This is a genomic window from Massilia aurea (assembly GCF_040790145.1).
Classification (GTDB): Bacteria; Pseudomonadota; Gammaproteobacteria; order Burkholderiales; family Burkholderiaceae_D; genus Telluria; species Telluria aurea_C.
On the sequence record NZ_JBFMMP010000001.1, the window covers coordinates 776,087 to 799,892 of the forward strand.

General features: G+C 64.0%; 22 protein-coding genes. 3 read left to right on the forward strand and 19 right to left on the reverse strand.

The genetic code is table 11. The features are described 5' to 3' along the window. From lpxA to rpsB, 13 genes are all read right to left on the reverse strand, one after another. Positions 1-789, reverse strand: a complete 789-nt coding sequence (lpxA, locus tag AB2N08_RS03240; protein WP_367609170.1) for an acyl-ACP--UDP-N-acetylglucosamine O-acyltransferase — start codon at positions 787-789, stop codon at positions 1-3. A gap of 9 nt (positions 790-798) precedes the next feature. Next, the gene (gene fabZ, locus AB2N08_RS03245; protein ID WP_367609171.1) at positions 799-1,311 is read right to left on the reverse strand and encodes a 3-hydroxyacyl-ACP dehydratase FabZ; all 513 of its coding nucleotides are present in this window, start codon (positions 1,309-1,311) and stop codon (positions 799-801) included. Continuing rightward, positions 1,308-2,357 carry a UDP-3-O-(3-hydroxymyristoyl)glucosamine N-acyltransferase gene (gene lpxD / locus AB2N08_RS03250; protein WP_367609172.1) on the reverse strand — a complete coding sequence of 350 codons (1,050 nt, stop codon included), beginning with the start codon at positions 2,355-2,357 and terminating at the stop codon, positions 1,308-1,310. The genes fabZ and lpxD overlap by 4 nt, the downstream gene beginning before the upstream one ends. A gap of 65 nt (positions 2,358-2,422) precedes the next feature. Further along, positions 2,423-2,974, reverse strand: a complete 552-nt coding sequence (locus AB2N08_RS03255; RefSeq protein ID WP_367609173.1) for an OmpH family outer membrane protein — start codon at positions 2,972-2,974, stop codon at positions 2,423-2,425. A gap of 40 nt (positions 2,975-3,014) precedes the next feature. Continuing rightward, positions 3,015-5,363, reverse strand: coding sequence for an outer membrane protein assembly factor BamA (gene bamA / locus AB2N08_RS03260; protein WP_367609174.1), 2,349 nt, complete (start codon positions 5,361-5,363; stop codon positions 3,015-3,017). An 82-nt stretch (positions 5,364-5,445) separates the two neighbouring features. After that, complete coding sequence (rseP, locus tag AB2N08_RS03265; protein ID WP_367609175.1) at positions 5,446-6,783, reverse strand: RIP metalloprotease RseP; 1,338 nt, start codon at positions 6,781-6,783, stop codon at positions 5,446-5,448. 29 nt (positions 6,784-6,812) lie between these two features. Further along, the gene (gene ispC, locus AB2N08_RS03270; RefSeq protein ID WP_367609176.1) at positions 6,813-7,985 is read right to left on the reverse strand and encodes a 1-deoxy-D-xylulose-5-phosphate reductoisomerase; all 1,173 of its coding nucleotides are present in this window, start codon (positions 7,983-7,985) and stop codon (positions 6,813-6,815) included. Positions 7,986-7,997: 12 nt separating this feature from the next. Next, on the reverse strand, positions 7,998-8,828 hold the full coding sequence (locus AB2N08_RS03275; RefSeq protein ID WP_367609177.1) for a phosphatidate cytidylyltransferase: 831 nt from the start codon (positions 8,826-8,828) through the stop codon (positions 7,998-8,000). Then, positions 8,829-9,578, reverse strand: coding sequence for a polyprenyl diphosphate synthase (gene uppS, locus AB2N08_RS03280; protein ID WP_367609178.1), 750 nt, complete (start codon positions 9,576-9,578; stop codon positions 8,829-8,831). A gap of 141 nt (positions 9,579-9,719) precedes the next feature. Next, positions 9,720-10,280, reverse strand: coding sequence for a ribosome recycling factor (gene frr / locus AB2N08_RS03285; RefSeq protein ID WP_367609179.1), 561 nt, complete (start codon positions 10,278-10,280; stop codon positions 9,720-9,722). A 41-nt stretch (positions 10,281-10,321) separates the two neighbouring features. After that, complete coding sequence (gene pyrH / locus AB2N08_RS03290) at positions 10,322-11,038, reverse strand: UMP kinase (protein WP_367609180.1); 717 nt, start codon at positions 11,036-11,038, stop codon at positions 10,322-10,324. A 337-nt stretch (positions 11,039-11,375) separates the two neighbouring features. After that, positions 11,376-12,284: a translation elongation factor Ts gene (tsf, locus tag AB2N08_RS03295; RefSeq protein WP_367609181.1), complete on the reverse strand. Its 909-nt coding sequence runs from the start codon at positions 12,282-12,284 to the stop codon at positions 11,376-11,378. 138 nt (positions 12,285-12,422) lie between these two features. Next, positions 12,423-13,175: a 30S ribosomal protein S2 gene (rpsB, locus tag AB2N08_RS03300; RefSeq protein ID WP_183552980.1), complete on the reverse strand. Its 753-nt coding sequence runs from the start codon at positions 13,173-13,175 to the stop codon at positions 12,423-12,425. Positions 13,176-13,540: 365 nt separating this feature from the next. Between rpsB and map the strand changes: the two genes are divergently transcribed. Genes map through AB2N08_RS03315 form a run of 3 tightly spaced genes read left to right on the forward strand, consistent with a single transcriptional unit; the run spans position 13,541 to position 17,757 of the window. Next, on the forward strand, positions 13,541-14,389 hold the full coding sequence (gene map / locus AB2N08_RS03305; protein ID WP_367609182.1) for a type I methionyl aminopeptidase: 849 nt from the start codon (positions 13,541-13,543) through the stop codon (positions 14,387-14,389). A 10-nt stretch (positions 14,390-14,399) separates the two neighbouring features. Next, positions 14,400-16,982, forward strand: a complete 2,583-nt coding sequence (locus AB2N08_RS03310; protein WP_367609183.1) for a [protein-PII] uridylyltransferase — start codon at positions 14,400-14,402, stop codon at positions 16,980-16,982. A gap of 28 nt (positions 16,983-17,010) precedes the next feature. Further along, a complete protein-coding gene (locus tag AB2N08_RS03315) occupies positions 17,011-17,757 on the forward strand; it encodes a pseudouridine synthase (RefSeq protein ID WP_367609184.1) in 747 nt (248 codons plus the stop codon). On the opposite strand, the gene AB2N08_RS03320 is transcribed toward AB2N08_RS03315, so the two are convergent. The 6 genes from AB2N08_RS03320 to AB2N08_RS03345 form a co-directional block, all read right to left on the reverse strand. Further along, positions 17,754-18,740 (reverse strand): aldo/keto reductase, encoded by a 987-nt coding sequence (locus AB2N08_RS03320; protein WP_367609185.1) that lies wholly within the window; start codon positions 18,738-18,740, stop codon positions 17,754-17,756. The genes AB2N08_RS03315 and AB2N08_RS03320 overlap by 4 nt on opposite strands. An 82-nt stretch (positions 18,741-18,822) precedes the next feature. After that, positions 18,823-20,472: a hybrid sensor histidine kinase/response regulator gene (locus AB2N08_RS03325; protein ID WP_367609186.1), complete on the reverse strand. Its 1,650-nt coding sequence runs from the start codon at positions 20,470-20,472 to the stop codon at positions 18,823-18,825. 250 nt (positions 20,473-20,722) lie between these two features. Then, positions 20,723-21,451, reverse strand: a complete 729-nt coding sequence (locus AB2N08_RS03330; RefSeq protein ID WP_367609187.1) for an amino acid ABC transporter ATP-binding protein — start codon at positions 21,449-21,451, stop codon at positions 20,723-20,725. A gap of 19 nt (positions 21,452-21,470) precedes the next feature. Next, positions 21,471-22,163, reverse strand: a complete 693-nt coding sequence (locus AB2N08_RS03335) for an amino acid ABC transporter permease (RefSeq protein WP_367609188.1) — start codon at positions 22,161-22,163, stop codon at positions 21,471-21,473. A gap of 16 nt (positions 22,164-22,179) precedes the next feature. Continuing rightward, the gene (locus AB2N08_RS03340) at positions 22,180-22,878 is read right to left on the reverse strand and encodes an amino acid ABC transporter permease (RefSeq protein ID WP_367609189.1); all 699 of its coding nucleotides are present in this window, start codon (positions 22,876-22,878) and stop codon (positions 22,180-22,182) included. A 2-nt stretch (positions 22,879-22,880) separates the two neighbouring features. Continuing rightward, positions 22,881-23,711, reverse strand: coding sequence for a transporter substrate-binding domain-containing protein (locus tag AB2N08_RS03345; RefSeq protein ID WP_370662388.1), 831 nt, complete (start codon positions 23,709-23,711; stop codon positions 22,881-22,883). Between the last annotated feature and the right edge of the window lie 95 nt (positions 23,712-23,806).

Consider the following 23,806-nt stretch of genomic DNA (forward strand, 5'->3'; position numbering starts at 1 on the left):
TCAGCGGACGATGCCACGGCTCGCGGTGCCGAGGAAATCGCGCAGCAGGCGAATGTCGCCGGCTGCTGCCGGCAGGCGGTCTTCTTCAGCCTGCAACGCTGCCTTGGCTTCTTCGAGCGTCAGGCCGTTCCGGTACAGCAGCTTGTAGGCGCTGCGCACGCCGTCGATCTGCTCGCGCGTGAACCCGCGGCGTTTCAGGCCTTCGAGATTGACGCCGCGCGCGCCGGCCGGATTACCCGACACCAGCACGTACGGCGGCACGTCTTGCGTCAGGCTCGTGTACATGCCGATGAAGGCATGCGCGCCGATCTTGCAGAACTGGTGCACGCCGACAAAGCCCGACAGGATCGCCCAGTCGCCCACATGCACGTGGCCCGCCAGTTGCGCATTGTTCGAGAAAATCGTGTTGCTGCCGACCTGGCAGTCGTGCGCCAGGTGGACGTAGGCCGAAATCCAGTTGTCGTTGCCAAGCCGCGTGACGCCTTCATCCTGGACCGTGCCCAGGTTGAAGCTGACGAATTCGCGCACGGTGTTGCGGTCGCCGACTTCAAGGCGCGTTGGCTCGCCGTCCCACTTCTTGTCTTGCGGCGCGGCGCCGATGGAGCAGAACTGGAAGAACTTGTTGTCCTTGCCGATCGTCGTATGGCCTTCGATGACGACGTGCGGGCCGATCACGGTACCGCTGTCGATACGGACATGCGGCCCGATGATCGAGTACGGCCCGACCTCGACCGAGCTGTCGAGCTGCGCTTGCGGGTCGACGATCGCGGTTGGATGGATCTTGCTCATCGGGTCTCCTTACTCGGGCGTGGCAGCAGCCGGTGCAGCTTCGGCGCCTTTCATCGGTGCTTCGGCGGCGCCCCGGATCGTGCACATCAAATCGCCTTCGACCGCGACCTTGCCGTCCACGGTGGCCACGGCCTTGTACTTCCAGATGCCGCGCGAGACGCGCACGATTTCCACTTCCATGCGCAGCTGGTCGCCCGGCTCGACCGGACGCTTGAAGCGCGCATTGTCGATGCCGACAAAGTACACGACCGAGTTTTCGTCAGGCTTGACGCCCATGGTCATGAACGACAGGATCGCGGCGGTCTGCGCCATCGCTTCGATCATCAACACGCCCGGCATCACCGGCTTGTGCGGGAAGTGGCCGTTGAAGAATTCTTCGTTGATGGTGACGTTCTTGATGGCGACGATGCGCTTGCCCAGTTCGACGTCCAGCACGCGGTCCACCAGCAGCAGCGGATAGCGGTGCGGCAGATATTCCTTGATCTGGTTGATGTCGAGGGTTTTCAGTTCGTGAGTGGTCATTGTTGTTCTGTGAGGTTCTTGATGGTTTTCTCGAGCGCGCGCAGTTTCTCGCGCATCGTTCCCAGGTTGCGCACGATCGCGGCGCTGCGTTCCCATTCGGCGTTCTTGGCCAGCGGGTAGAAGCCGGTGTACTGCCCCGGCTCGAGCACCGAGCGCGATACCATGCTGCCCGATGAGATATGGACGTTGTCGGCGATCTCGAGGTGGCCCAGCACCATGGCGGCGCCGCCGAAGGTGCAGCGGCTGCCGATCCTGGCGCTGCCGGCCACGCCGACGCAGCCGGCCATCGCGGTGTGCGCGCCGATGCGGGTGTTGTGGCCGATCTGGATCTGGTTATCGAGCTTGACGCCGTCTTCGATGATCGTGTCTTCGAGCGCGCCGCGATCGATCGTCGTGTTGGCGCCGATGTCGACATCGTCGCCGATCAGCACGCGCCCGGTCTGCGGGATCTTGATGTACACGCCGCCTTCATTGGCAAAGCCGAAGCCGTCGGTGCCGATCACGGCGCCCGAATGCAGGATGCCGCGCTTGCCGATCTGGCAGCCGGCGTGGAACGTCACGTTCGCGAACAGGTGCGTGCCTTCGCCGATGACGGCGTTGCGGCCCACATAGCAGCCGGCGTCGATGACGGCGTGCGCGCCAATCACGGCGCCTTCGTCGATCGTCACGTGCGGCCCGATATGGGCGCTGGCGTCGATCTCGGCGCTGTCAGCGACGACCGCGCTGGCATGCACGCCGCAAGGGGGCACATGGTCGGTCAGCGATGCGAAATACTGCGCCGCGCGGGCGAAGTATGCGTAAGGGTTGGTGGTGACGATGCGCGCGCCTTCATAGGTCGCGGCCACCGTCGGGTCGTCCAGCGGCGACAGGATCAGGGCTGCTGCCCCGCTCTGCGCCGCCAGTGCGCGCAGCTTGCTGTTGGAGAGGAAGCTGATGTGCGAAGCGCCGGCGGTGTCCAGGGGAGCAATCGCCGAAACCTCTAGGTTCGGGTCGCCCACCAGCTGTCCGCCGAAGCGCTCGACCAAATCGCCTAGTCGAATGCCCATCTCGGTCTTTCAGTGTGAGTCAGAATCGGGTGCTGCCAACGCCGTGATAACGTTCTGTACAGCGCTTACTTGTCCAGCAATTTCAGGATCTTGTCGGTGATGTCGACGCGCGGGTTGACCCACGCAGCTTCGACCAGCACGGCGTCAAGCTTTTCGGCTTCGGCGTACTGCTCCACCAGCTTATAGGCTTTTTGCGCGATCGCGGCGCGCTCTTCGTTCTTGCGCTGCTGCAGATCTTCCTGGAACTCGCGCTGCATGCGCTCGACGTCCTTCTGCATATTGAACAGCTCGCGCGCGCGGCGCGTGCGTTCCAGCTCGGCCAGGCTGCTGCCTTCGGCGTCGAACTTCTCCGACGCGCCCTTGAACTTGCCGACCATCTCTTCGACGGCCTTCTGGCGCTTGGAGAATTCGGCCGCCAGCTTGGCGTCGGCCGCCTTGGCCATCTTGGAGTCCGTCATCAGGCGCTCGGTGTAGACAAAGCCGATGCGGCCCGTCGCAACCTGCGCCTGCGCCTGCGCCTGCGCCAGCGGCGCCGCGCACACGGCGGCCAGCAGCAAGGCTGGTCCCACGGTGGGCTTGAAGCCGGCAGGCAGCGAGGCAATCAGATTTTTCAACATAAAGTCTCTCGCAATCGTTCTTCAGGACGCAGTGGACCGATCAGAAACCGGTACCCATCTGGAACTGGAAGCGCTCCAGGCGGTCGCCCGGAAGGTCATTCAGCGGCTTAGCATAACTCAACTTGAGCGGACCGACCGGGGAAATCCAGGACAGGCCGATACCGGCCGAGTAGCGGAACTCGCCGACGCGGATCTTCGCGTCTTCCTGGAATACCTGGCCGCCGTCGGCGAAGGTGAACCAGCGCAGGCTGCGGTCGGTGCCGCTGCCCGGGAACGGGAACTGCAGTTCGGCGTTGACGATGATGCGTTTCGAGCCGCCGATCGCATCGTAGTAGCGCTGGTCGACCACGCCGAGCGACGAGCTCTCGTAGCCGCGCACCGAACCGATGCCGCCCGCATAGAAGTTCTTGAAGACCGGGTAGGCGCTGCCGCCGATGCCCTTGCCGTAATCGAACTCGCCGCGCAGGGCCAGCGTCATCCAGCGCGTGACTGGTCTCCACCACTGGTGTTCGTACACGAGGCGATAGTACTTGGCGTCGCCGATCGCATCGACTTCGAAGTTGGCGCGCTGGAAGCGGCCGCGGCTCGGGGTCACGGCGCTGTCGCGCGTGTCGCGGCCCCATGCCACCGTCAGCGGGATGGCATTCGTGGTGGCCGAACCGACACCGTTTTCCGGCCCGCCGTTCTGGGCCACAAACGTACGGTAGATCGTTGGCGACGATTCGTCGGTTTCGAGTTCGGTGCGCTCGAGACCCGCGCCGAAGTAGACGGTGTCGGACTCGGAGAACGGCACGCCGAAGGTCATGTTGCCACCGGTCTGCTTGACCGTGTATGAACCGATGTTCAGCGCCGGTGGGCGCGACGTGCGCAGGTACAGCGAGAACGCGCGCGAGACGCCGTCGTCGGTGAAGTACGGATTGGTCTGCGAGAACGCGATCGTCCGGTTGTACTTGCTGGTATTGAGTTCGATGCCGACCGTGTTGCCGCTGCCGGCGAAGTTGGCCTGCGAGATCGACGCGGTGAACGTGAATTTTTCGGACTGCGAGAAAGCGCCGCCGATCATGAAGTTACCGGTCGGTTTCTCTTCGACCGCGATGTTCACGTCGACCTGGTCGGACGTGCCTGGCGATTCTGGCGTTTCAACCTTCACGTCCTTGAAGTAGCCCAGACGGTCGACGCGGTCGCGCGAGAGCTTGACGCGGTTGGCGTCGTACCACGAGCTCTCGAACTGGCGGAATTCGCGGCGGATGACTTCATCGCGCGTGACGGTATTGCCGCTGATGTTCATGTGGCGCACGTAGGCGCGCTTGCCCGGATCGACGAAGAACGTGAAGGCGACTTCGCGCTTGTCGCGATTGAGTTCGGGATTGGCCGTGACGTTGGCGAACGCGTAGCCAAAGGTGCCCAGGCGATCGGAAATCAGCTTGTTGGTGGCTTCTTGCAGGTCGCCCACGTAGGTCTTGCCCGGCTGGAGCAGGATCAGCTGCTTGAGCTCTTCTTCGCGGCCGAACATCTCGCCTTCGAGCTTGACGCTCGAGACGGTGTATTGTTCGCCCTCGGTGATGTTCAGGGTCAGGTAGATGTCGCGCTTGTCTGGCGTGATCGACACTTGCGTCGATTCGACGTTCGCTTCGAGATAGCCGTGGTTCAGATACCAGGACTTGATTTTTTCGAGGTCGCCCGTGAGCTTCTGCTTGGAATACTGGTCGGCCTTCGAGTACCAGGTGAACCAGCCCGACGGGCGCAACTCGAGCAACTGGCGCAGCTCTTTGTCGCTGAACGCCTTGTTGCCGATGATGTTGATGCCCTTGATCTTGGCGACATCGCCTTCGTCCACGTTGAACATGATCGTGACGCGGTTACGTTCGATCGGGGTCACGGTGGTGGTGATTTTTACGCCATACAGGCCATGCGACAGGTACTGGCGCTTGAGTTCCTGTTCGGCGCGGTCGACCGACGCCTTGTCGAAGATCTTGGTCTGGGCCACGCCGATTTCGGACAGCGCCTTGACCAGCATGTCTTTCTCGAATTCCTTGGTGCCGGTGAAGTCGACCGACGAAATCGCGGGACGCTCTTCGACCAGCACGACCAGCACGCCATTTTCTTCTTCTAGGCGGATGTCCTTGAAGAAGCCGGTCGCGTACAACGCCTTGATCGCGCTCGATGCCTTGACATCGTCGAAGGTTTCGCCCACACGCACCGGCAGATAGCTGAACACGGTGCCTGCCTCAGTACGCTGGATGCCTTCGACCCGGATGTCCTTGACGACGAACGGGTTGACGGCCATGGCATTATTTGCGTAGAGCGTGGCGCACAGCGCCATGACGGCGGAGCCGATCAGGCTGCGGCGAATGAACGGCAAGGCGAAACGATCTGGTTGTGATTTCATTGGCTGGATCAAAGGGTCACTCATTTGGACAACGATTGCTTGGTGATTTGACTGGGCTCTCGGGGAGCTAACCGCGGGGCGGCTAGAGCAACCGTCCCAGGTCATTGAAGACGGCGAGCGCCATCAGCATGAACAGCAGGCCGACCCCGGCGCGCTGTGCGAACTCGACGACACGCACAGAAACAGGACGCCCGGTCAAAACTTCCAGCGAATAATACAGTAAATGGCCACCATCCAGAACGGGAATTGGTAACAAATTCATGACGCCTAAGCTGATACTAATAAAGGCGATAAACTGTAAATAGCTCACGAGACCAATGCGGGCGGTCTGTCCGGCATAATCGGCGATCGTAATTGGCCCGGTAACATTCTTCCACGACGCTTCGCCGGTAATCATCTTGCCGATCATTTTCAGCGTCATCACGCTGGTCTCCCAGGTGCGATCAAAGCCGCGCGCCACCGCTTCAAACGGGCCGGACCATACAGTCACCATCTCGGGCGCCTGCGCCACCATCGCCTTGATCACGCCGCGGCCGTTCGCGTCCGTATCCGGCGTGAGGATCAGCGTCGCGGGGCCGCCGGCGCGCCGCACCTCAACCTGCAAGGCGCGGCCAGGCGCGGCGCGCACGGCCTCGATAAAAGCGATGCCGTCGACTACCGGCTGGCCGTCCAGGCGCAAGACCAGGTCGCCATCGCGCAGGCCGGCGCGCTGCCCTGCCCCGTCCGCGATCACTTTCTCGATGCGCGGTTGCGGGCGCCACAGGTCCAGGCCCAGCGTGGTCATCACGTCGCTGTCGACATCGAGCTGGCCGATCACGGAAGCCGGCAGCACGGCCGAATAGGCGCCGCCACCTTCGGCGCGCAACGCGAGCGTCACATCGGTCTTGTCGACGGCCGCGTGCATGATCTGCCAGCGCAGCTCGGACCACGAGCGCACCGCGCTGCCATTGACGGCGACGACGGTCTCGCCGCCGCGCACGCCGGCGCGCCAGGCGTCGGATGCCTCGGCCACGGTACGCAGGCGCGCCGATGGTTCGTCCACGCCGTGCATGAACAGCGCCGCCATCAGGCCGATCGCCAGCAGGAAGTTGGCCAGCGGGCCGGCGGCCACGATGGCGATGCGCTTCCACACGTTCTGGCGCGTGAATTCGCGGGCCAGTTCCTTGTCGTCGATGGGGCCGGCGTTGGGGTCGCGGCTGTCGAGGAACTTGACGTAGCCGCCTAGCGGCAGCAGAGAAAGGGCCCATTCGGTCTGGTCGCGGCCGAAACGGCGCGACCACACGACGCGGCCCATGCCGATGGAAAAGCGCAGCACTTTCACGCCACAAGCCCGGGCCACCAGATAGTGGCCCAGTTCGTGGATCACGATCAGGGGGCCGAGCGCCAGCACAAAGGCCAGCACGGTGTAGAGCAGGGTCATCGGGATTGGTCCGTCTTGGGCGGTGAGTATCAGTGCAGGCTGGCGACCGCGTGCGCAGCAGCGGCGCGCGCGCGCGCGTCCTGGGCCAGCACGGCGTCGATCGATGGCGCCGGGCCGTGTTCGACGGCGTCGAGTGCGTAGCGGATCACGCGGTCGATGTCGCGAAAACCAATGCGGCGCTCCAGGAACGCATCGACCGCGACTTCATTGGCGGCATTGAGCAGGGCCGGGGCCGTGCCGCCTGCGCGCAGGGCGTCGTAGGCCAGCGCCAGGCACGGGAAGCGCGTGAAATCGGGCGGGAAGAACTGCAGCGCCGCCATCTGCGTCAGGTCGAGCTGGGCCACGCCCGACGCGATCCGGTCCGGATAGGCCAGCGCGTGCGCAATCGGCGTACGCATATCGGGGTTGCCCAGTTGCGCCAGCACCGAGCCGTCCACATACGACACCATCGAGTGGATCACGCTTTGCGGATGGATCACGACCTCGATCTGGTCGGCCGGCGCGCCGAACAGCCAGTGCGCCTCGATCACTTCGAGGCCCTTGTTCATCATCGTTGCCGAGTCGACCGAGATCTTGCGGCCCATGACCCAGTTCGGGTGCTTGCAGGCTTCATCTGGCGTCACGTCGCCAAGCGTCTCGACGGCGCGGTTCAGGAACGGCCCGCCCGATGCGGTGAGCAAAATCTTGGCCACGCCGGCGGCGGCCGGCACGCGACCGAAGGCGGCAGGCAGCGACTGGAAGATGGCATTGTGTTCGCTGTCGATCGGCAGCAGCGTCGCCTTGTGCTCGCGCACCGCGTCCATGAACAACTGGCCCGACATGACCAGCGCTTCCTTGTTCGCCAGCAGGATTTTTTTACCAGCGCGGGCCGCAGCCAGCGTCGGGGCCAGGCCGGCGGCGCCGACGATGGCGGCCATCACGGTGTCGGTGTCGTCGCTCGACGCGATATCGCACAGGGCTTGCTCGCCGTATTCGACACTGGTGGGCAGGTCGGCGATCAGGGCCGCCAGGCGCGCCGCAGCATCGGCCGTGCCGACCACCGCGCGCGCGGGGCGGCAGCTACGGCAGGCGGCGGCCAGTTCTTCCACGCGCGTGTGGGCGCTCAGGGCGTACACCTGGTACTGCCCGGGATGGCGCGCCAGCACGTCGAGGGTCGAGGCGCCGATCGAGCCTGTGGCGCCCAGGATGGTAATGCGTTGCATGGAAATTTCCTTCTAGAGCCAGGTGGCGATCAGGGCCGCCAGTGGCAGGACCGGCACGAGTGCGTCGATCCGGTCCAGCACGCCGCCGTGGCCCGGCAGCAGGTTGCTGCTGTCCTTGGCGCCGGCGCGGCGTTTGAGCTGGGATTCGAACAGGTCGCCAACCACGCTGGCAACCACGATGAGGGCGAGCACGGCGAACATGCCGAGCCAGCCCAGGCCCGCCTGCACGCGCACCGCGAAGGTGCCGGCGAAGGCGTCGCCGCCAAAGATGACGGTGCAGGCGGCCAGCGCCAGGGTGACGAGGCCGCCGCCGATGGCGCCCTCCCACGATTTGCCGGGCGAGATGCTCGGTGCGAGTTTACGCTTGCCGAAGGTCTTGCCGCACACGTAGGCGAAGATGTCGGCCGCCCAGACGATGGCCAGCACCGACAGCAGGAACAGCGCCGAATAATTGAACAGGTAGACGATGGCCACGAAACAGGCCACCAGCGCGATCGCGTACAGCAGGCTGAGCAAGGTATTGGGCGTGCTCGACAGCGGCGGCAGGCCGAACTTGAGCGTGGGCGCGAAGCGCAGCGCCCACAGCAGCACGCCGATGCCGAACCAGAAGGTCGGATTGCCCTGCTCGCGCACGAAGAACGCGTAGGCGAAGGCCAGCGTCCACGCGCCCGCAATCACGATCGCGCTGCGGGTGCCGGGATTGAACAGTCGAAAACATTCCCAGATCGCGGCGCCGAAGAACACCGAGGCCACCACCGCAAACGCCGTGTAATTATTGGAGTACAAAACTGGCAGCAAGACTGCCAGCAGGACGAGCGCGGTGAGAATCCGGGTCTTGAGCATTTAATTGGTCTTCTTTGCTACTTGGGCGCCGGTCTGGCCAAAGCGCCGTTCGCGCTCCTGGTAGGAGCCAATCGCCACGTCCAGCGCCTTTGGCGTGAAGTCAGGCCAGAAGGTGTCGGTAAAGTGCAGCTCGGCATACGCCAGCTGCCACAACAGGAAATTCGAAATGCGTTCTTCGCCGCCGGTGCGGATGAACAGGTCGGGTTCAGGCGCATACGCCATCGCCAGGTGCGGCGCCAGCATGTCTTCACTGAACTCGGTGACGCCGGGATGGGCTTTCACCATCTTGCCGGTTGCCTGCATGATATCCCAGCGGCCGCCATAGTTCGCGCACACGGTGACCGTCAGGCGCGTGTTGCCGGCGGTGCGGCGCTCGGCGTTGGCGATCATTTCTTGCAGCTTGGCGTCGAAGCGGCTCAGGTCACCCACCACTTTCAGGCGGATATTGTTGGCGTGCATCTTCGCGACTTCGCGCTCGAGCGCCGTCACGAACAGGCGCATCAAGAGCGAGACTTCGTCCGCCGGCCGGCGCCAGTTCTCGGACGAGAACGCGAACAGCGTCAGGTACTCGACGCCGCGCTCCACGCAGGCTTCGACCACGCCGCGCACGGCTTCGACGCCCTTGACGTGGCCGGCCACGCGCGGCAGCAAGCGTTTGGTTGCCCAGCGGCCATTACCGTCCATGATGATGGCGATATGGCGTGGCACGGCGGGCGTGTCGGGAACAGCAGTGGTCGAACTTTTGAACATCGTGAATCCAGGGTACCACCCGGCAAGACCGGGCAGAATATTGTGCAATTGGCCAATCATAAGGTACGCGGACCGGCCGCGGCAAGTTGCCGGGGCCGGTCCGCAAAGAAAGCCCGAAGGCTCGCCTTTAATCGACCTCGATTACACCGTCAGGATTTCTTTCTCCTTCTCGGCCAGCAGCTTGTCGATGTCGATCACGGCCTTGTCGGTCAGCTTCTGGATTTCGTCCGCTGCGCGGCGCTCGTCGTCTTCCGATGCGGTCTTGTCTTTGACCATTTTCTTCAGCGCTTCGTTGGCGTCGCGACGGATATTGCGCACGGCGATCTTTGCGTCTTCACCTTCGGACTTGGTCAGCTTGACCATCTCTTTGCGGCGCTCTTCGGTCAGCGGCGGGGTCGGCACGCGGATCATTTCGCCCTGCGACGACGGGTTCAGGCCCAGGTCGGCGTCGCGGATGGCTTTTTCGATGGCGGCCAGCATTTTCTTTTCGAATGGCTGCACGCCGATCGTGCGGGCGTCGACCAGGGTCAGGTTGGCCACCATCGGCAGCGCCGTCGGCGAACCGTAGTAGTCGACCGTGACATGGTCGAGGATGCCGGTGTGGGCACGGCCGGTACGGACCTTGGCCAGGTCGGCGCGCAGGGTTTCGATGGACTTGACCATGCGGTCTTGTGCGTTTTTCTTGACGTCAGCTAAGGACATGCTGCTCTCCTGTTGGTTCAGATAATTTGTAAGCTGCATTGTTACACGTGCACCAGTGTACCTTCGTCCTCGCCCATGATCACGCGGGTGAGCGCGCCGGGTTTGACGATGGAGAACACCTTGATCGGCAGTTTCTGGTCGCGGCACAATGCGAACGCGGTGGCGTCCATCACTTGCAGGTGCTTCGAGATCGCTTCGTCGAACGTGATGCTGTCGAAGCGGGTCGCGCTCGGATCCTTGTGCGGGTCGGCGCTGTAGACGCCGTCGACCTTGGTGGCTTTCAGGACGATCTCGGCCGAGATTTCGGCGCCGCGCAAGGCAGCGGCCGTGTCGGTCGTGAAGAACGGATTGCCGGTGCCGGCGGCAAAGATGACGACCTTGCCTTCTTCGAGGTATTGCAGCGCCTTCGGGCGCACATATGGTTCGACAACCTGCTCGATGGCGATGGCCGACATGACACGGGCGGTGATGCCGACGTGACGCATTGCGTCACCCAGCGCCAGCGCGTTCATCACCGTGGCCAGCATGCCCATGTAGTCGGCGGTGGCGCGGTCCATGCCCTGGGCGCCGGGGGCGACGCCGCGGAAGATATTGCCGCCGCCAATGACGATGGCAATTTGCACGCCCAGTTTGCTCACTTCAGCCACGTCGGCCACCATGCGATCGATCGTGGCGCGGTTAATGCCGAACTGATCGTCGCCCATCAGTGCTTCGCCAGACAGTTTCAGAAGGACACGTTGGTAAGCTGGTTTTGTCATGATGAAGCGGCTCCTTTAGGATGTGTCGGTGGATCGAATTCGGGTCTGACCTCACGCCTCGTGGGCGGGTCTCATCTGCCTCTGGGACGGATGGGATTGTAAAGCGGGTGCGGCATGGGAGTCGCGCTGCTGGATTGCCGGCAAACTTGGGTTCCCGCCTGCGCGGGAACGACGTGCCAAAGGTGTCGGCCAAAGGAGCCTCTGTTGGTCCGCGCCCGTTGCACGTCATTCCCGCGAAGGCGGGAATCCCAGTCCGTAGAGCAGCCAGGGCATTACCCGCGACCACCACAAACCGCCCCACCTTGAAAAAACGGACCTCACGGCCCGTTTTTTTTGATTACTGCTTGTTGGCAGCCATCTGCGCTGCGACTTCAGCTGCGAAGTCGTCGACTTTCTTCTCGATGCCCTCGCCCACCACGTACATGGTGAAGCCCTTGACGGTGGTGTTTGCCGCCTTGATCATCTGTTCGATCGACTGCTTGTCGTTCTTGACGAACGCCTGGTTCAGCAGCGAGACTTCTTTCAGGTACTTCTGCACCGAACCGTCGATACGCTTGGCGACGATGTCAGCCGATTGTGGCTGCTTGCCTTCGGCGACGGCCTTGTCGGCGTCTTCCTTGGCTTTGAGCTCGGCAACCGAACGCTCTTTTTCGATCATTTCAGCAGGCACTTGCTCCGACGACAGAGCGACTGGCTTCATGGCAGCGATGTGCATGGCCAGGTCCTTGCCGACTTGCTCGTCCGCACCTTCGAAATCGACGATCACGCCGATACGGGTGCCGTGCAGGTACGACGCCAGCTTGCCGGTGGTTTCGAAACGCTGGAAACGACGCACGGTCATGTTCTCGCCGATCTTGCCGATCAGGCCAGTACGCACGTCGTCGAAAGTACCGCCTTCGTGCGGCAGTGCTGCCAGGGCAGCGACGTCAGCCGGGTTGTTTTCGGCGACCAGGCGTGCTGCCAGGTTCACCAGCGCCAGGAAATCGTCGTTCTTCGCGACGAAGTCGGTTTCGCTGTTGACTTCGACCAGCGCGCCGACATTGCCCGAGATATAGGTAGCGACGACGCCTTCGGCGGTCACGCGTGCCGATGCCTTCGATGCCTTGCCGCCCAGCTTGACGCGCAGGATTTCTTCAGCACGACCCATGTCGCCTTCGGCTTCGGTCAGTGCTTTTTTGCATTCCATCATTGGTGCATCGGTCTTGGCGCGCAGTTCGCCAACCATTGCTGCAGTAATAGCTGCCATGTTGTGTTCTCCTAAATGTGTATCCAGGGTGCAGGCCGCTGATAAACCACGTCCTGCAAGTATTTAGCTTAAAAAAAGGGGGGCTCGATAGTCCGGCGCCCCCTTCTATGTGGCAGCAGGCACATGGCCTGCCATCACTTATGCCTGCTCGGACACTTCGACGAAGTCGTCGCCGCCGGCTGCCTTGACCATGTCAGCCACTTCGTTGGTCGCGCTGGCGCGGCCTTCGATGATCGCATCGGCAACGCCGCGTGCGTACAGGCTGATGGCTTTCGACGAGTCGTCGTTACCCGGGATGATGTGGGTGACGCCTTCTGGCGAGTGGTTGGTATCGACGATGCCGATGACCGGGATGCCCAGCTTGCCGGCTTCGGTGATCGTGCCCTTGTGGTAACCGACGTCAACGACGAAGATCGCGTCTGGCACGCCGCCCAGATCCTTGATGCCGCCGATCGACTTTTGCAGCTTGATCATTTCGCGCGAGAACATCAGCGCTTCTTTTTTCGACATCTTCTCGACCGAACCGTCTTCGACCAGGACTTCCATCTCTTTCAGGCGCTTGATCGAGGTCTTGATGGTCTTGAAGTTGGTCAGCATGCCGCCGAGCCAACGCTGGTCGACGTAAGGCACACCAGCGCGCTGGGCTTCAGCAGCGATGATGTCGCGTGCCTGACGCTTGGTGCCGACCATCAGGATCGTGCCGCGGTTGGCGGAGATCTGCTTGATGGTTTTCATCGCATCCTGGTACATCGCCATGGTTTTTTCCAGGTTGATGATGTGGATCTTGTTGCGATGACCGAAGATGAACGGCGCCATCTTTGGGTTCCAGAAACGGGTCTGGTGGCCGAAGTGAATACCGGCTTCCAGCATTTCGCGCATAGTAACGGACATGTAATTCTCCAGGGTTGGGTCTTGAATGTGGCCAGTCACCAGACAGGCACCCTTTTAGGGCCACATTCGCGATTTCAATAAATTTAAAAACGTTATTTTTACCACGTTGCACGAAGCGAATCCGAGCAACCCGAGATTCTAGCGGAATTGGCAGCATTATTCAAGCGTGCGATGACGCCCATGCTTGCCAGGCAAGGCCCGGCCGGGGCCCAAGCGGGGCCCAAGCGGGTCGCAGCCGGGTCGCAGCCTTACAGCGAGCCGGCGACTTCCCTTATAATGCGGGGATTATTGCCTGACCTCTGCCCCGACCATTCTTGCCAGGTCGCCGGGCGTTCACCCGATACAACGCAGGATACGACTCTCCTATGGCCACCATCATCAAGACCCTCGAAGAAATCGACGGCATGCGCGTCGCTTGCCGTCTCGGCTCGGAAGTGCTGGACTATATCACTCCCTTCGTCAAGCCCGGCATCACCACCGGCGAACTCGACCGCCTGGCCCACGACTACATGGTCAATGTGCAAGGCACGATCCCGGCCACGCTCAATTACGCCCCGCCCGGCTACCCGCCGTTCCCCGGTTCGCTCTGCGCCTCGCTCAACGACGTGATCTGCCACGGCATCCCGGGCGAGCGCGTGCTCAAGAGCGGCGACGCCCTGAACGTCGACATCACCCCGATCACCAAGGACGGCTTCCACGGCGACAACAGCCGCATGTACCTGGTGGGCGAGCCGTCGATCATGGCGCGCCGCCTGGCCGAAGTCACCTTCGAATGCATGTGGCTCGGCATCGCCGCCGTCAAGCCGGGCAAGCACCTGGGCGACATCGGTCACGCGATCCAGCAGCACGCCGAAAAGAACGGCTACAGCGTGGTGCGCGAATTCTGCGGCCACGGCGTCGGCCGCGCGTTCCACGAAGAGCCGCAAGTGCTGCACTACGGCCGTCCGGGCACGCTTGAAGTGCTCAAGCCAGGCATGATCTTCACGATCGAGCCGATGATCAATGCCGGCAAGCGCGACATCAAGGAAATGCCGGACGGCTGGACCATCAAGACGAAGGACCGCAGCCTGTCGGCGCAGTGGGAACACACGGTGCTGGTCACCGAGACCGGCGTCGAAGTGCTGACGCTGTCGGCCGGCAGCCCGCCGCCGCCAGCCATCGCGCTGCCGCTGCTGTCGCACTACACCCCTGCCACCGCCTCCGTGGCGGCATAAGGAGCAGCCCATGGGACAGGCCGAACTCCTGGACACCGTCCGCACCACGCTGCGTCAACGCCTCAAGTCCGAGCGCCAGCTCGTGTTCCAGGCGTTCCAGGAAGACGGCATGCCCGAAAAACTGCTGCGCAACCTGCGCCAGCTGGTCGATGCCGTGCTGGTCGACGCCTGGCAGGCGGCCGGCCTGCCCCCCAATACCGCCCTCGTCGGCGTGGGCGGCTACGGCCGTGGCGAGCTGTTTCCGTATTCGGACGTCGACCTGCTGATCCTGCTGGGCGCCCCGCCCGACGCCATCACCCAGGCGCGCCTTGAAGGCCTGGTCCAGCTGCTGTGGGACCTGGGCCTGGAAATCGGCCACAGCATCCGCACGGTCGAGGAATGCCTGATCGAGTCCGACGCCGACATCACCGTGCAAACGAGCTTGCTCGAAGCGCGCCTGGTGACGGGCAACGAGCCGCTGTTCGAAGAGCTGCAGCGGCGCTACCGCGACGCGCTCGACCCGCAGGCGTTTTTCCAGGCCAAGACGGCCGAGATGCGCCTGCGCCACGCCAAGTACGAGTACACGGCGTTCGCGCTCGAACCCAATGTGAAAGAAAGCCCGGGCGCGCTGCGCGACCTGCAAGTCATCATGTGGGTGGCCAAGGCGGCCGGCCTGGCCGACAGCTGGGGGCAGCTTGCCACGCGTGGCCTGATCACGCGCATGGAAGCGCGCCAGCTGATGGAAAAGGAAAGCGCCTTCAAGGACATCCGCATCCGCTTGCACCTGCAAACCAAACGGCGCGAAGACCGCCTGGTGTTCGACGTGCAGACCGCGATTGCCAACACGCTGGGCCTCACCGCCACGGACGACGGGCCGAACGCGCGCCGTCCAAGCGAACTGCTGATGCAGCGTTATTACTGGGCCGCCAAGACGGTCACGCAGCTCAATACCATCCTGCTGCAGAACATCGAGGCGCAGCTGTTTCCGCAGCCGGCCGTCGCCTTCCCGATCAGCGCGCGCTTCATGCAGACAGGGAACCTGATCGACATCGCGCAAGACGACACGTTCGAGCAAACGCCCACGGCAATCCTCGAGCTGTTCGTGGTGATGACCGAGCGCCACGACATCAAGGGCATGACCGCGCGCGCCACCCGCGCGCTGTGGCATGCCCGCACCCGCATCGACGACGCGTACCGCGCCGACCCGGTCAACAAGGCGCTGTTCCTGCGCGTGCTGCAGGCGCCGCGCGGCATGGTGCACGCGCTGCGCCGCATGAACGAATTCGGCATCCTGGGCCGCTACCTGCCGGCGTTTCGCAAGATCGTCGGCCAGATGCAGCACGACCTGTTCCACGCGTACACCGTCGACCAGCACATCATGATGGTGGTGCGTAACCTGCGCCGCTTCACAATGCCGGAACACGCGCACGAATACCCGTTCTGCAGCCAGCTGATCGCCGACTTCCACGACCGCTGGGTGCTGTACGTGGCCGCCCTGTTCCACGATATCGCCAAGGGCCGTGGCGGCGACCATTCAAAACTCGGCATGGACGACGCGCGCCAGTTCTGCCGCGAGCACGGCATGAGCGACGCGGATACCGAGCTGGTGGTGTTCCTGGTCGAGCAGCACCTGACGATGTCGCAGGTCGCGCAAAAGCAGGACCTGTCCGATCCCGACGTGATCGCGGCGTTTGCCGCCGTGGTGGGGGACGAACGCCACCTGACGGCGCTGTACCTGCTCACCGTGGCCGACATTCGCGGCACGAGCCCGAAGGTCTGGAACGCGTGGAAGGCCAAGCTGCTGGAAGACCTGTACAAGACGACGCTGCGCGTCCTCGGGGGCGAGCCGCATTCGGCCGACCGCGAATTGCGCATGCGCCAGAAGGAAGCGCTGGCCACGCTGCGCCTGTTCGGGCTTCCCGTCGACGCGCATGAAGCCCTGTGGAAGCAGCTCGACGTGGCGTACTTCCTGCGCCACGACGCATCCGACATCGCCTGGCAGACGCGCGCCCTGTACGACAAGGTCGACAGCGACAAGCCGGTGGTGCGCGTGCGCCTGGCGCCCATTGGCGAAGGCTTGCAGGTGGCCGTGTACGTGAAGGACCAGCCCGACCTCTTCGCGCGCATCTGCAGCTACTTCGACCGCAAGGATTTCTCGATCCTCGACGCCAAGATCCACACCACGCGCCATGGCTACGCGCTCGACAGCTTCATGGTCGCCGACGAAAACTTCGCCGGCAGCTACCGCGACATCATCAACCTGATCGAGCACGAGTTAAGCGCACTGCTCGTCTCGCAGGAACCGCTGCCGCCGCCGTGCCGTGGGCGCCTGTCGCGCATGTCGCGCACGTTCCCGATCACGCCGACCGTGGAAGTGCGGCCCGATGAACGGGGCCAGTTCCACGTGCTGTCGATCGCCGCCAACGACCGTATGGGCTTGCTGTATGCGGTATCGAGCGTGCTGACGCGCTACCGCATCAACCTGCACACCGCCAAGATCATGACGCTGGGCGAGCGGGTCGAAGACGTGTTCCTCGTCGACGGCCCTGCCCTGAACAACCCGCGCATCCAGGTCCAGCTCGAAACCGACCTGCTTGACGCGCTCAAGATTTGATGTTCACTTTTACCGTAAAGCTTCCCCGATGACCGAACCGCTCCGCCTCTCCAAACGAATGTCCGAACTGGGCCTGTGCTCGCGCCGCGAAGCCGATGAATGGATCGCGCGCGGCTGGGTGCGGGTCGATGGCCAGGTCGTCTCGGAACTGGGCAGCAAGGTGCTGCCGACGCAGCGCATCACCGTCGAGCGCCAGGCCGCCGCCGAACAGTCCAAGCGCGTCACGGTGCTGATCCACAAGCCGGTCGGCTACGTCAGCGGCCAGGCCGAAGACGGCTACACGCCGGCGGTGGCGCTGATCAAGCCCGAGAACCGCTGGGCTGAAGACCCATCGCCGGAGCAGTTCCATCCAACCCAGTTGCGCAGCCTGGTGCCATGCGGCCGGCTGGACATCGACTCGGTGGGCCTGCTGGTGCTGTCGCAGGATGGCCGCATCGCCAAGCAGCTCATTGGCGAGACGACGTCGATCGAGAAGGAATACCTGGTGCGGGTGCAGTACACCAAGGAAGGCACGCTGCCCGACAGTGAACTCAAGAAGCTCAAGCATGGCCTGTGGATGGATGGCAAACCGCTGTTGCCGGCCAAGGTGCGCTGGCAGAACGAAGACCAACTGAGCTTCACCCTGAAGGAAGGCCGCAAGCGCCAGATCCGCCGCATGTGCGATATGGTGGGCCTGAAGGTGCTGGGCCTCAAGCGCGTGCGGATCGGGCGTGTGAAACTCGGCGATCTGCCGGTCGGCCAGTGGCGCTACCTGACGCCCGAAGAAGGCTTCTAAGCCTGCGGCAACGGCGCGTCCGGGGCCACCAGGCCGTCGGCGCGCAGCGCTCCCCAGAACGCCGCTGGTATCGCAACTGTCATCAGCGCCGCATTGCGCCGCAGGTGCTCCGGGCTGCTGGCGCCGGGAATGGTGGCAGCCACCACCGGATGCGTCAGGCCGAATTGCAGCGCCGCTGCGGCCAGGTCGACGCCGTGCTGCGCCGCCAACTTTTGCAGCCGCTCGCGCTGCGCCAGTTTCTCGGCGCTCGCCGGCGCGTAATCGTAATTCGGCCCGCCCGCCAGAAAGCCCGAATTGAACGGCCCGCCGATCACGACCTTCGCGCCCTTTTGCTCACAGAGCGGGAACAGCTCGGCCAGCGGCGTCGTTTCCATCAGCGTGTAGCGCCCGGCGAGCAAAAAGATATCCGGATCGGCGTCGCGCAGCGCGCGCAGGCACGGTTCGACCGTATTGACGCCCAGGCCCCAGGCCTTGATGACGCCCTCTTCCCGCATTCTGGTCAAGCCCTCGAAGGCGCCGCCCGGGCCAGACGCGATCCGGTAGTAGTGATCGAACTGGTCGCCAAACATGTCGGGCGACAGGTCATGCACGTAGACGATGTCGATGGCCGCCAGCGCCATGCGCTGCAAGCTGTCCTCGACCGAGCGGCGCGCACCGTCGGCGGTGTAGTCGATCACCCGCTTGAAAGGCAAGGCGCTGACGAACGGCGCGGCGATCTCGCCGGTGCTCGATGGCGCCAGCAGGCGGCCGACTTTTGTCGAAAGCGTGAACTCGTCGCGCGGACGGCGCCGCAGCCCGTGGCCGAAACGGTGTTCGGACAGGCCGGCGCCGTAGTGCGGCGCGGTGTCGAAATAACGGATGCCGGCGTCCCATGCGGCATCAAGTGTCGCCTGGGCCGCCTCGTCGCTGGTGGCGTGGTACATGTCGCCGAAGCCGGTGCCGCCCAGGCCCAGGCGCGTGATGGGTTGATAGCGCTGTGTCATGGCATGTCCTGTTGTGCGTGAATCGAGGACAAAGTCTGCCTGACGGGCGACGATCCCGTCGCACACCAGCCTGGGGAGACGCCTAATGCCGGCGCCGTTCGATCTGCATCAGCGCCGCGCCCAGCACTTCGAGGTCGACCGGCTTGGCGAACAGGTCGTGGAAGCCGGCGGCGCGCGCCTCGACGCGGTCCTTCTCTTGCGCGTAACCGGTGACCGCGATCAGGATCGCGTGATCGGCACCCGGCGCCCTGCGCAGCGCCCGCGCCAGCTCGAAGCCGTTCATCTCGGGCAGGCCGATATCGAGCAGGCACACGTCCGGCCCGAACGCCGGCAGCCTGGCCAGCGCATCGCGCGCCGAATGCGCGACCAGCACCGTGTGGCCCAGCGTCTCGAGCAGCAGCCCCAACGTGATGGCAGCGTCCTCGTTGTCATCGACCACGCCGATGCGCAGCGCGTACGGATTGGCCTGCGGCGCCTCGCTCTCGGCGGCCTGCATGGCCGGGCCTGAGCGTGACGACAGCGGCAGCGTGACCTGGAAGGTGCTGCCGCAACCCGGCCCGCCACTACTGGCGCTGACCTCTCCGCCATGCAGCTTGAGCAGGCTGCGCACGAGCGCCAGGCCGATGCCGAGCCCGCCCTGGCTGCGATCCAGCCCGCGCGTGCCCTGCGAGAACAGGTCGAAGGCGCTGGCGATCAGCTCCGGCGACATGCCGATGCCGTCGTCGCGGATCGACACGTCGATCATCTTGTTGCGCGTGGCCAGGCGCACCTCGACGCGCCCGCCTTCGAGCGTGTACTTGGCCGCGTTGCTCAGCAAATTGGTCATCACCTGCACCAGCCGCTTGCGGTCGCCCACGACGAGCGCGCGTGCCGGCATCATTTCCAGCACCAGGCGATGGTCGTGCTTCTCGATCAGCGGGCGCACCTGCTCGATCGCGTCGGCCAGGACATCCTTCAGGTCGAGTTCGACGAATTCGAGTTCGACCTTGCCGCGCGTGACGCGCGAAACGTCGAGCAGGTCGTCGATCAGGGACGTCATGTGGCCGGCCTGGCGCGCGATGATGTCGGCGGCGCGCTGCACCATGCTCGGCTCGAGCTCGAAATTCGACAGCATGGTGGCGGCCGAGACGATCGGCGCCAGGGGATTGCGCAGCTCGTGCGCCAGCATCGCGAGAAATTCGTCCTTGCGCTGGTCGGCGTGGCGCAGGGCCTCGTTCAGCGCTTCCTGGTCGGCCAGCGCGCGGCGCAGCTCGATCTGGCTCATCACCTGGTGCGCCATGGTAGTGAGCATGAACTGCTGCTGCTCGCTCAAGCCCTCCGGCCGGGGCTTGTTATCGAGTACGCACAGGGTGCCGAGCGGCACGCCATCACGCGTGCGGAGCACGGCGCCGGCATAGAAACGCAGGCCGCCTTCGACCGTGACGAGCGGATTGCCGCTGAAACGGGGATCGGTCAGCGTATCGGGAATGATCATCTGCTCTTGCTGCAGCAGCGCGAAGCGGCAGATCGAGTCATCGAGCGGCATCTCGCTGACGCCCAGGCCAATTTCGGACTTGAACCACTGGCGCCCGCGCGCGATCAGGTTGACGGCGGCGATCGGCGCGTCGAGCAACTGGCTGACCATGCGCACCACGTCATCGAACGAGCGCTCCGGCGGCGTGTCGAGGATGCCGAAGGAATCGAGGACGGCGAGGCGTGCATCCTCATCGAAATTGGCGGTAATGGACGTCATGGCGATAGGGCTTCAAGTGACACTGTGTAAGGGAAGCCGGAACTGGCGCAGGCGGCGAGCTGGCATGGGAAACCGGGCCGGCCCGCCGGCCAGCAATTATAAGCAGCAAACGGGCGCCCCGCACGCGCACTACGTCCACAAAACTGTGCACAGCGTCGTGACCTGCCATGAGGGCGGCGCCAACGATTCACACTACCAGAACTCGCGCGGGGGCGCCATTGCCGACACCATTTCATTTCACGACAATGCACTAGTTGCGGTGACGATCGGCGAGGAACTGGATGGCGCGCGGATGCTGCGGATTGGCGAAGAACTCGCCGGGCGTGGCCTGTTCCAGGATGGCGCCCTCGGCCATGAACCAGATGCGGTCGGCCACGTCGCGCGCAAAGCCCATCTCGTGGGTCACGCACACCATCGTGATTCCCTGCCTGGCCAGCGCGCGCATCACCTGCAGCACCTCGCCCACCATCTCGGGATCTAGCGCGCTGGTGGGCTCGTCGAACAGCATGATCGCGGGCCGCATCGCCAGGGCACGGGCGATCGCCACCCGCTGCTGCTGGCCGCCCGAAAGCGCGTTCGGATAGGCGTCGGCCTTGTGCGCCAGGCCCACCTGGTCGAGCAGCGCCATCGCCTGGTCGCGCGCTTCGCTCTTGCTGGCGCGTTTCAGCTGCACCGGCGCGAGCATGCAGTTCTCCAGCGCCGTCAGATGCGGGAACAGGTTAAATTGCTGGAACACGAAGCCGATCCCGGCGCGCAGTGCGTTCACGTCGACGCCCTTCGCGTGGATGTCGCGGCCATCGATGGCAATGCGCCCGTTGTCGATTTCCTCAAGGCGGTTGAGCGTGCGGATCAGCGTCGACTTGCCCGAACCGGACGGCCCGCACACGACCAGCACGGCGTTTTTTTCCACGCGCTCGGTGATGCCCACCAGCGCGTGGTAGTCGCCGTAATACTTGTTGACGTTATCGAGCACGATCATCGTTCGCTTCTTTCAAGAGTCAGGCTGCCGCGACCGGGCGCCGTTGCAGGCGCCGCTCGAGCAGGAAGGCCAGGCGCGACAAGCCGAAGCACAGTACGAAATAGGTCAGCGCCAGAATCAGGTACACCTCCACCGCCTGGGTGAACACGAGCGTATTGATCTGCGAGGCGACGAACGAGACTTCCGACAGGCCGATGATGTAGCCGAGCGAGGTCGCCTTGATCGTCGAGACCAGCTGGTTGACGATCGACGGCAGGCCATGGCGCAGGGTCTGCGGCAGCACCACGTGGCGCAGCGCCTGGCCGTAGCCCAGACCGAGCGAGCGGGCGCTCTCGAGCTGCCCTTTCGGCAGCGCGCGGATGCCCGCCGCCACGATCTCGGCCAGGTACACGCTGTCGAACACCACCAGCACGATCAGCATCGTCGCTGTCTGCGAGGTCTTGATGCCCGTGACGGCCGGCAGGAAGAAGTAGACCCAGAACAGCACCAGCAGCAGCGGCACTGCGCGCACGAGCTGCACCAGCGCGCCCACCGGCAGGCGGATGGCGCGCCGGGGGCTCACGCGCGCGATGCCGAGCATCAGCCCGAGCGGCATGGCCAGCACCAGTGCCGCACCAGACAGCAAGATGGTGAGCACCAGGCCGCCCAGCGGGCCTTCCGGGTATTGGCCGACCAGGAAATACAGCCAGTAGGTGTCGATCAGTTCCAGCATGCGCGTGCTCCCATCGTCAGCCCGCCGTGCGCACGGGATAGCGCCGCTGATAGAGATGCGCCGCCCCCGAGATCAGGAGCGAGACCGTCAGGTACGCCAGCGTGGCGAACGTGAATGCCTCCAGGCTGCGAAAGCTCGCGGTCTCCACGCGGGCGGCCTGGTACATCATCTCGGCCGCGCCGATCACGGTGGCCACGCTGGTGTCCTTCCACAGGTTGACGGTCTGCGACAACAGCGGCGGCACCGACGCGCGCAGCGCCTGCGGCAGCAGCACGAGGCGTACGGCGGCAATGCGGCCCAGGCCGAGCGAACGGGCCGCTTCGAGCTGGGTCGCGGGCACGGCGCGGATGCCGCTGCGAATATCCTCGGCCATGTGCACGCCGCTATACAGAGTGAGCGCGATGACGGCGCAGATCACTTCGGGATTGTTCTCGTACAGGATCTCGCGCACTGATTCGGGCAGCAGCTCGGGGAACGCGAAATACCAGAACAGCAGATGCGCCAGCAGCGGCACGTTGCGGATCGACTCCACCAGCGTGGCGCCAGCCGCGCGCACCGGCTTCGAGGTCGACGTGCGCATGACGGCCACCAGCGCACCGAACGGCAGGGCAAACGCAAAGCTGATCACCGTCAGCTGGACCGACAGGATCAGCCCCTGCACCAGCCAGTCGTGGTACTGGCCCGATTGCAGGATGGTTGGATCGAACAGCGCCAAGGTCAGATCTTGTCGGTCGTGATCTTGAATTCGCGCTTGGCGATATTGGGGCGGGTGCCCGGGCCGTACCATTTGTTGAACAGGTCTTCGGCCGCGCCGCTCGCTTCGAGCTCCCGCAGCGCCTGGTCGACGACGGTCTTGACGCCCGTCTCGCCCTTGCGCAGGCCCAGCGCGATCGGCTCGACCCCAATGGACGGCGGCAGGATGATGAAATCCTTGCCCATCGGGCCGAGTTTGGCGTGATCGGCCAGCAGCGATGCCTCGTCGTTGACGTAGGCCGCGCCTTTACCCTGGCGCAGCGCCTGGAACGCTTGCTGGCTGTTTTCGAACGTCACGACCTTGGCCGTCGGTACCGCCTTCTTCATATTGGTTTCCTGGGTGCCGCCACGCACGGTGACGACCTTCTTGCCGGCCAGTTGCGGCAGCGTCGTGATGCCGCTGGCCTTGCGCACCATGACCTTCGAGCCGGTGAGGAAGTGCGTCAGCGCGAAATCGATCTGCGACTCGCGCTCCTTGTTGTGCGTGAGCGACGCCGCCAGCACATCGACGTGGCCCTGCTGCAGCTCGGGGATGCGGGCGGCAACGGCCAGTTGCTTGAATACGGGCTTGACGCCGATCTTTTTCGCCACGGCGGTGGCAATGTCGATCTCGTAGCCGACCAGCTGGCGCGACTTCGGTTCGATGAAGCTGTTCGGTTCATCGGTGCCCAGTACGCCGAACACGATCTGCCCCTTTTTCTTGATGTCGGCCAGCTGGTCGGCCTGGGCCATGCCCATGGCCAGGGTGCTGGTCAACGCCACGGCAACGAGCATCAGGGAGCGGCGCTTGATCATGCAAATCTCCAACGATAAATTTGTTAATCTTAATATACAGCAAACAATCGTCTGACAAAGGGGGCGCCAGGCGAGGCGTGCGACTGATTTTACGC

Excerpts from the sequence above, each read along its gene's own strand:
- fabZ (WP_367609171.1), bottom strand. The coding sequence starts at position 1,311 with ATGACCACTCACGAACTGAAAACCCTCGACATCAACCAGATCAAGGAA.
- AB2N08_RS03315 (WP_367609184.1), top strand. The coding sequence starts at position 17,011 with ATGACCGAACCGCTCCGCCTCTCCAAACGAATGTCCGAACTGGGCCTG.
- tsf (WP_367609181.1), bottom strand. The coding sequence starts at position 12,284 with ATGGCAGCTATTACTGCAGCAATGGTTGGCGAACTGCGCGCCAAGACC.
- frr (WP_367609179.1), bottom strand. The coding sequence starts at position 10,280 with ATGTCCTTAGCTGACGTCAAGAAAAACGCACAAGACCGCATGGTCAAG.
- AB2N08_RS03320 (WP_367609185.1), bottom strand. The coding sequence starts at position 18,740 with ATGACACAGCGCTATCAACCCATCACGCGCCTGGGCCTGGGCGGCACC.
- ispC (WP_367609176.1), bottom strand. The coding sequence starts at position 7,985 with ATGCAACGCATTACCATCCTGGGCGCCACAGGCTCGATCGGCGCCTCG.
- AB2N08_RS03325 (WP_367609186.1), bottom strand. The coding sequence starts at position 20,472 with ATGACGTCCATTACCGCCAATTTCGATGAGGATGCACGCCTCGCCGTC.
- AB2N08_RS03310 (WP_367609183.1), top strand. The coding sequence starts at position 14,400 with ATGGGACAGGCCGAACTCCTGGACACCGTCCGCACCACGCTGCGTCAA.
- rpsB (WP_183552980.1), bottom strand. The coding sequence starts at position 13,175 with ATGTCCGTTACTATGCGCGAAATGCTGGAAGCCGGTATTCACTTCGGC.
- AB2N08_RS03335 (WP_367609188.1), bottom strand. The coding sequence starts at position 22,163 with ATGCTGGAACTGATCGACACCTACTGGCTGTATTTCCTGGTCGGCCAA.
- AB2N08_RS03255 (WP_367609173.1), bottom strand. The coding sequence starts at position 2,974 with ATGTTGAAAAATCTGATTGCCTCGCTGCCTGCCGGCTTCAAGCCCACC.
- map (WP_367609182.1), top strand. The coding sequence starts at position 13,541 with ATGGCCACCATCATCAAGACCCTCGAAGAAATCGACGGCATGCGCGTC.
- AB2N08_RS03330 (WP_367609187.1), bottom strand. The coding sequence starts at position 21,451 with ATGATCGTGCTCGATAACGTCAACAAGTATTACGGCGACTACCACGCG.
- lpxA (WP_367609170.1), bottom strand. The coding sequence starts at position 789 with ATGAGCAAGATCCATCCAACCGCGATCGTCGACCCGCAAGCGCAGCTC.
- rseP (WP_367609175.1), bottom strand. The coding sequence starts at position 6,783 with ATGACCCTGCTCTACACCGTGCTGGCCTTTGTGCTGGCGCTCGGCCCC.
- bamA (WP_367609174.1), bottom strand. The coding sequence starts at position 5,363 with ATGAAATCACAACCAGATCGTTTCGCCTTGCCGTTCATTCGCCGCAGC.
- lpxD (WP_367609172.1), bottom strand. The coding sequence starts at position 2,357 with ATGGGCATTCGACTAGGCGATTTGGTCGAGCGCTTCGGCGGACAGCTG.
- pyrH (WP_367609180.1), bottom strand. The coding sequence starts at position 11,038 with ATGACAAAACCAGCTTACCAACGTGTCCTTCTGAAACTGTCTGGCGAA.
- AB2N08_RS03345 (WP_370662388.1), bottom strand. The coding sequence starts at position 23,711 with ATGATCAAGCGCCGCTCCCTGATGCTCGTTGCCGTGGCGTTGACCAGC.
- uppS (WP_367609178.1), bottom strand. The coding sequence starts at position 9,578 with ATGTTCAAAAGTTCGACCACTGCTGTTCCCGACACGCCCGCCGTGCCA.
- AB2N08_RS03275 (WP_367609177.1), bottom strand. The coding sequence starts at position 8,828 with ATGCTCAAGACCCGGATTCTCACCGCGCTCGTCCTGCTGGCAGTCTTG.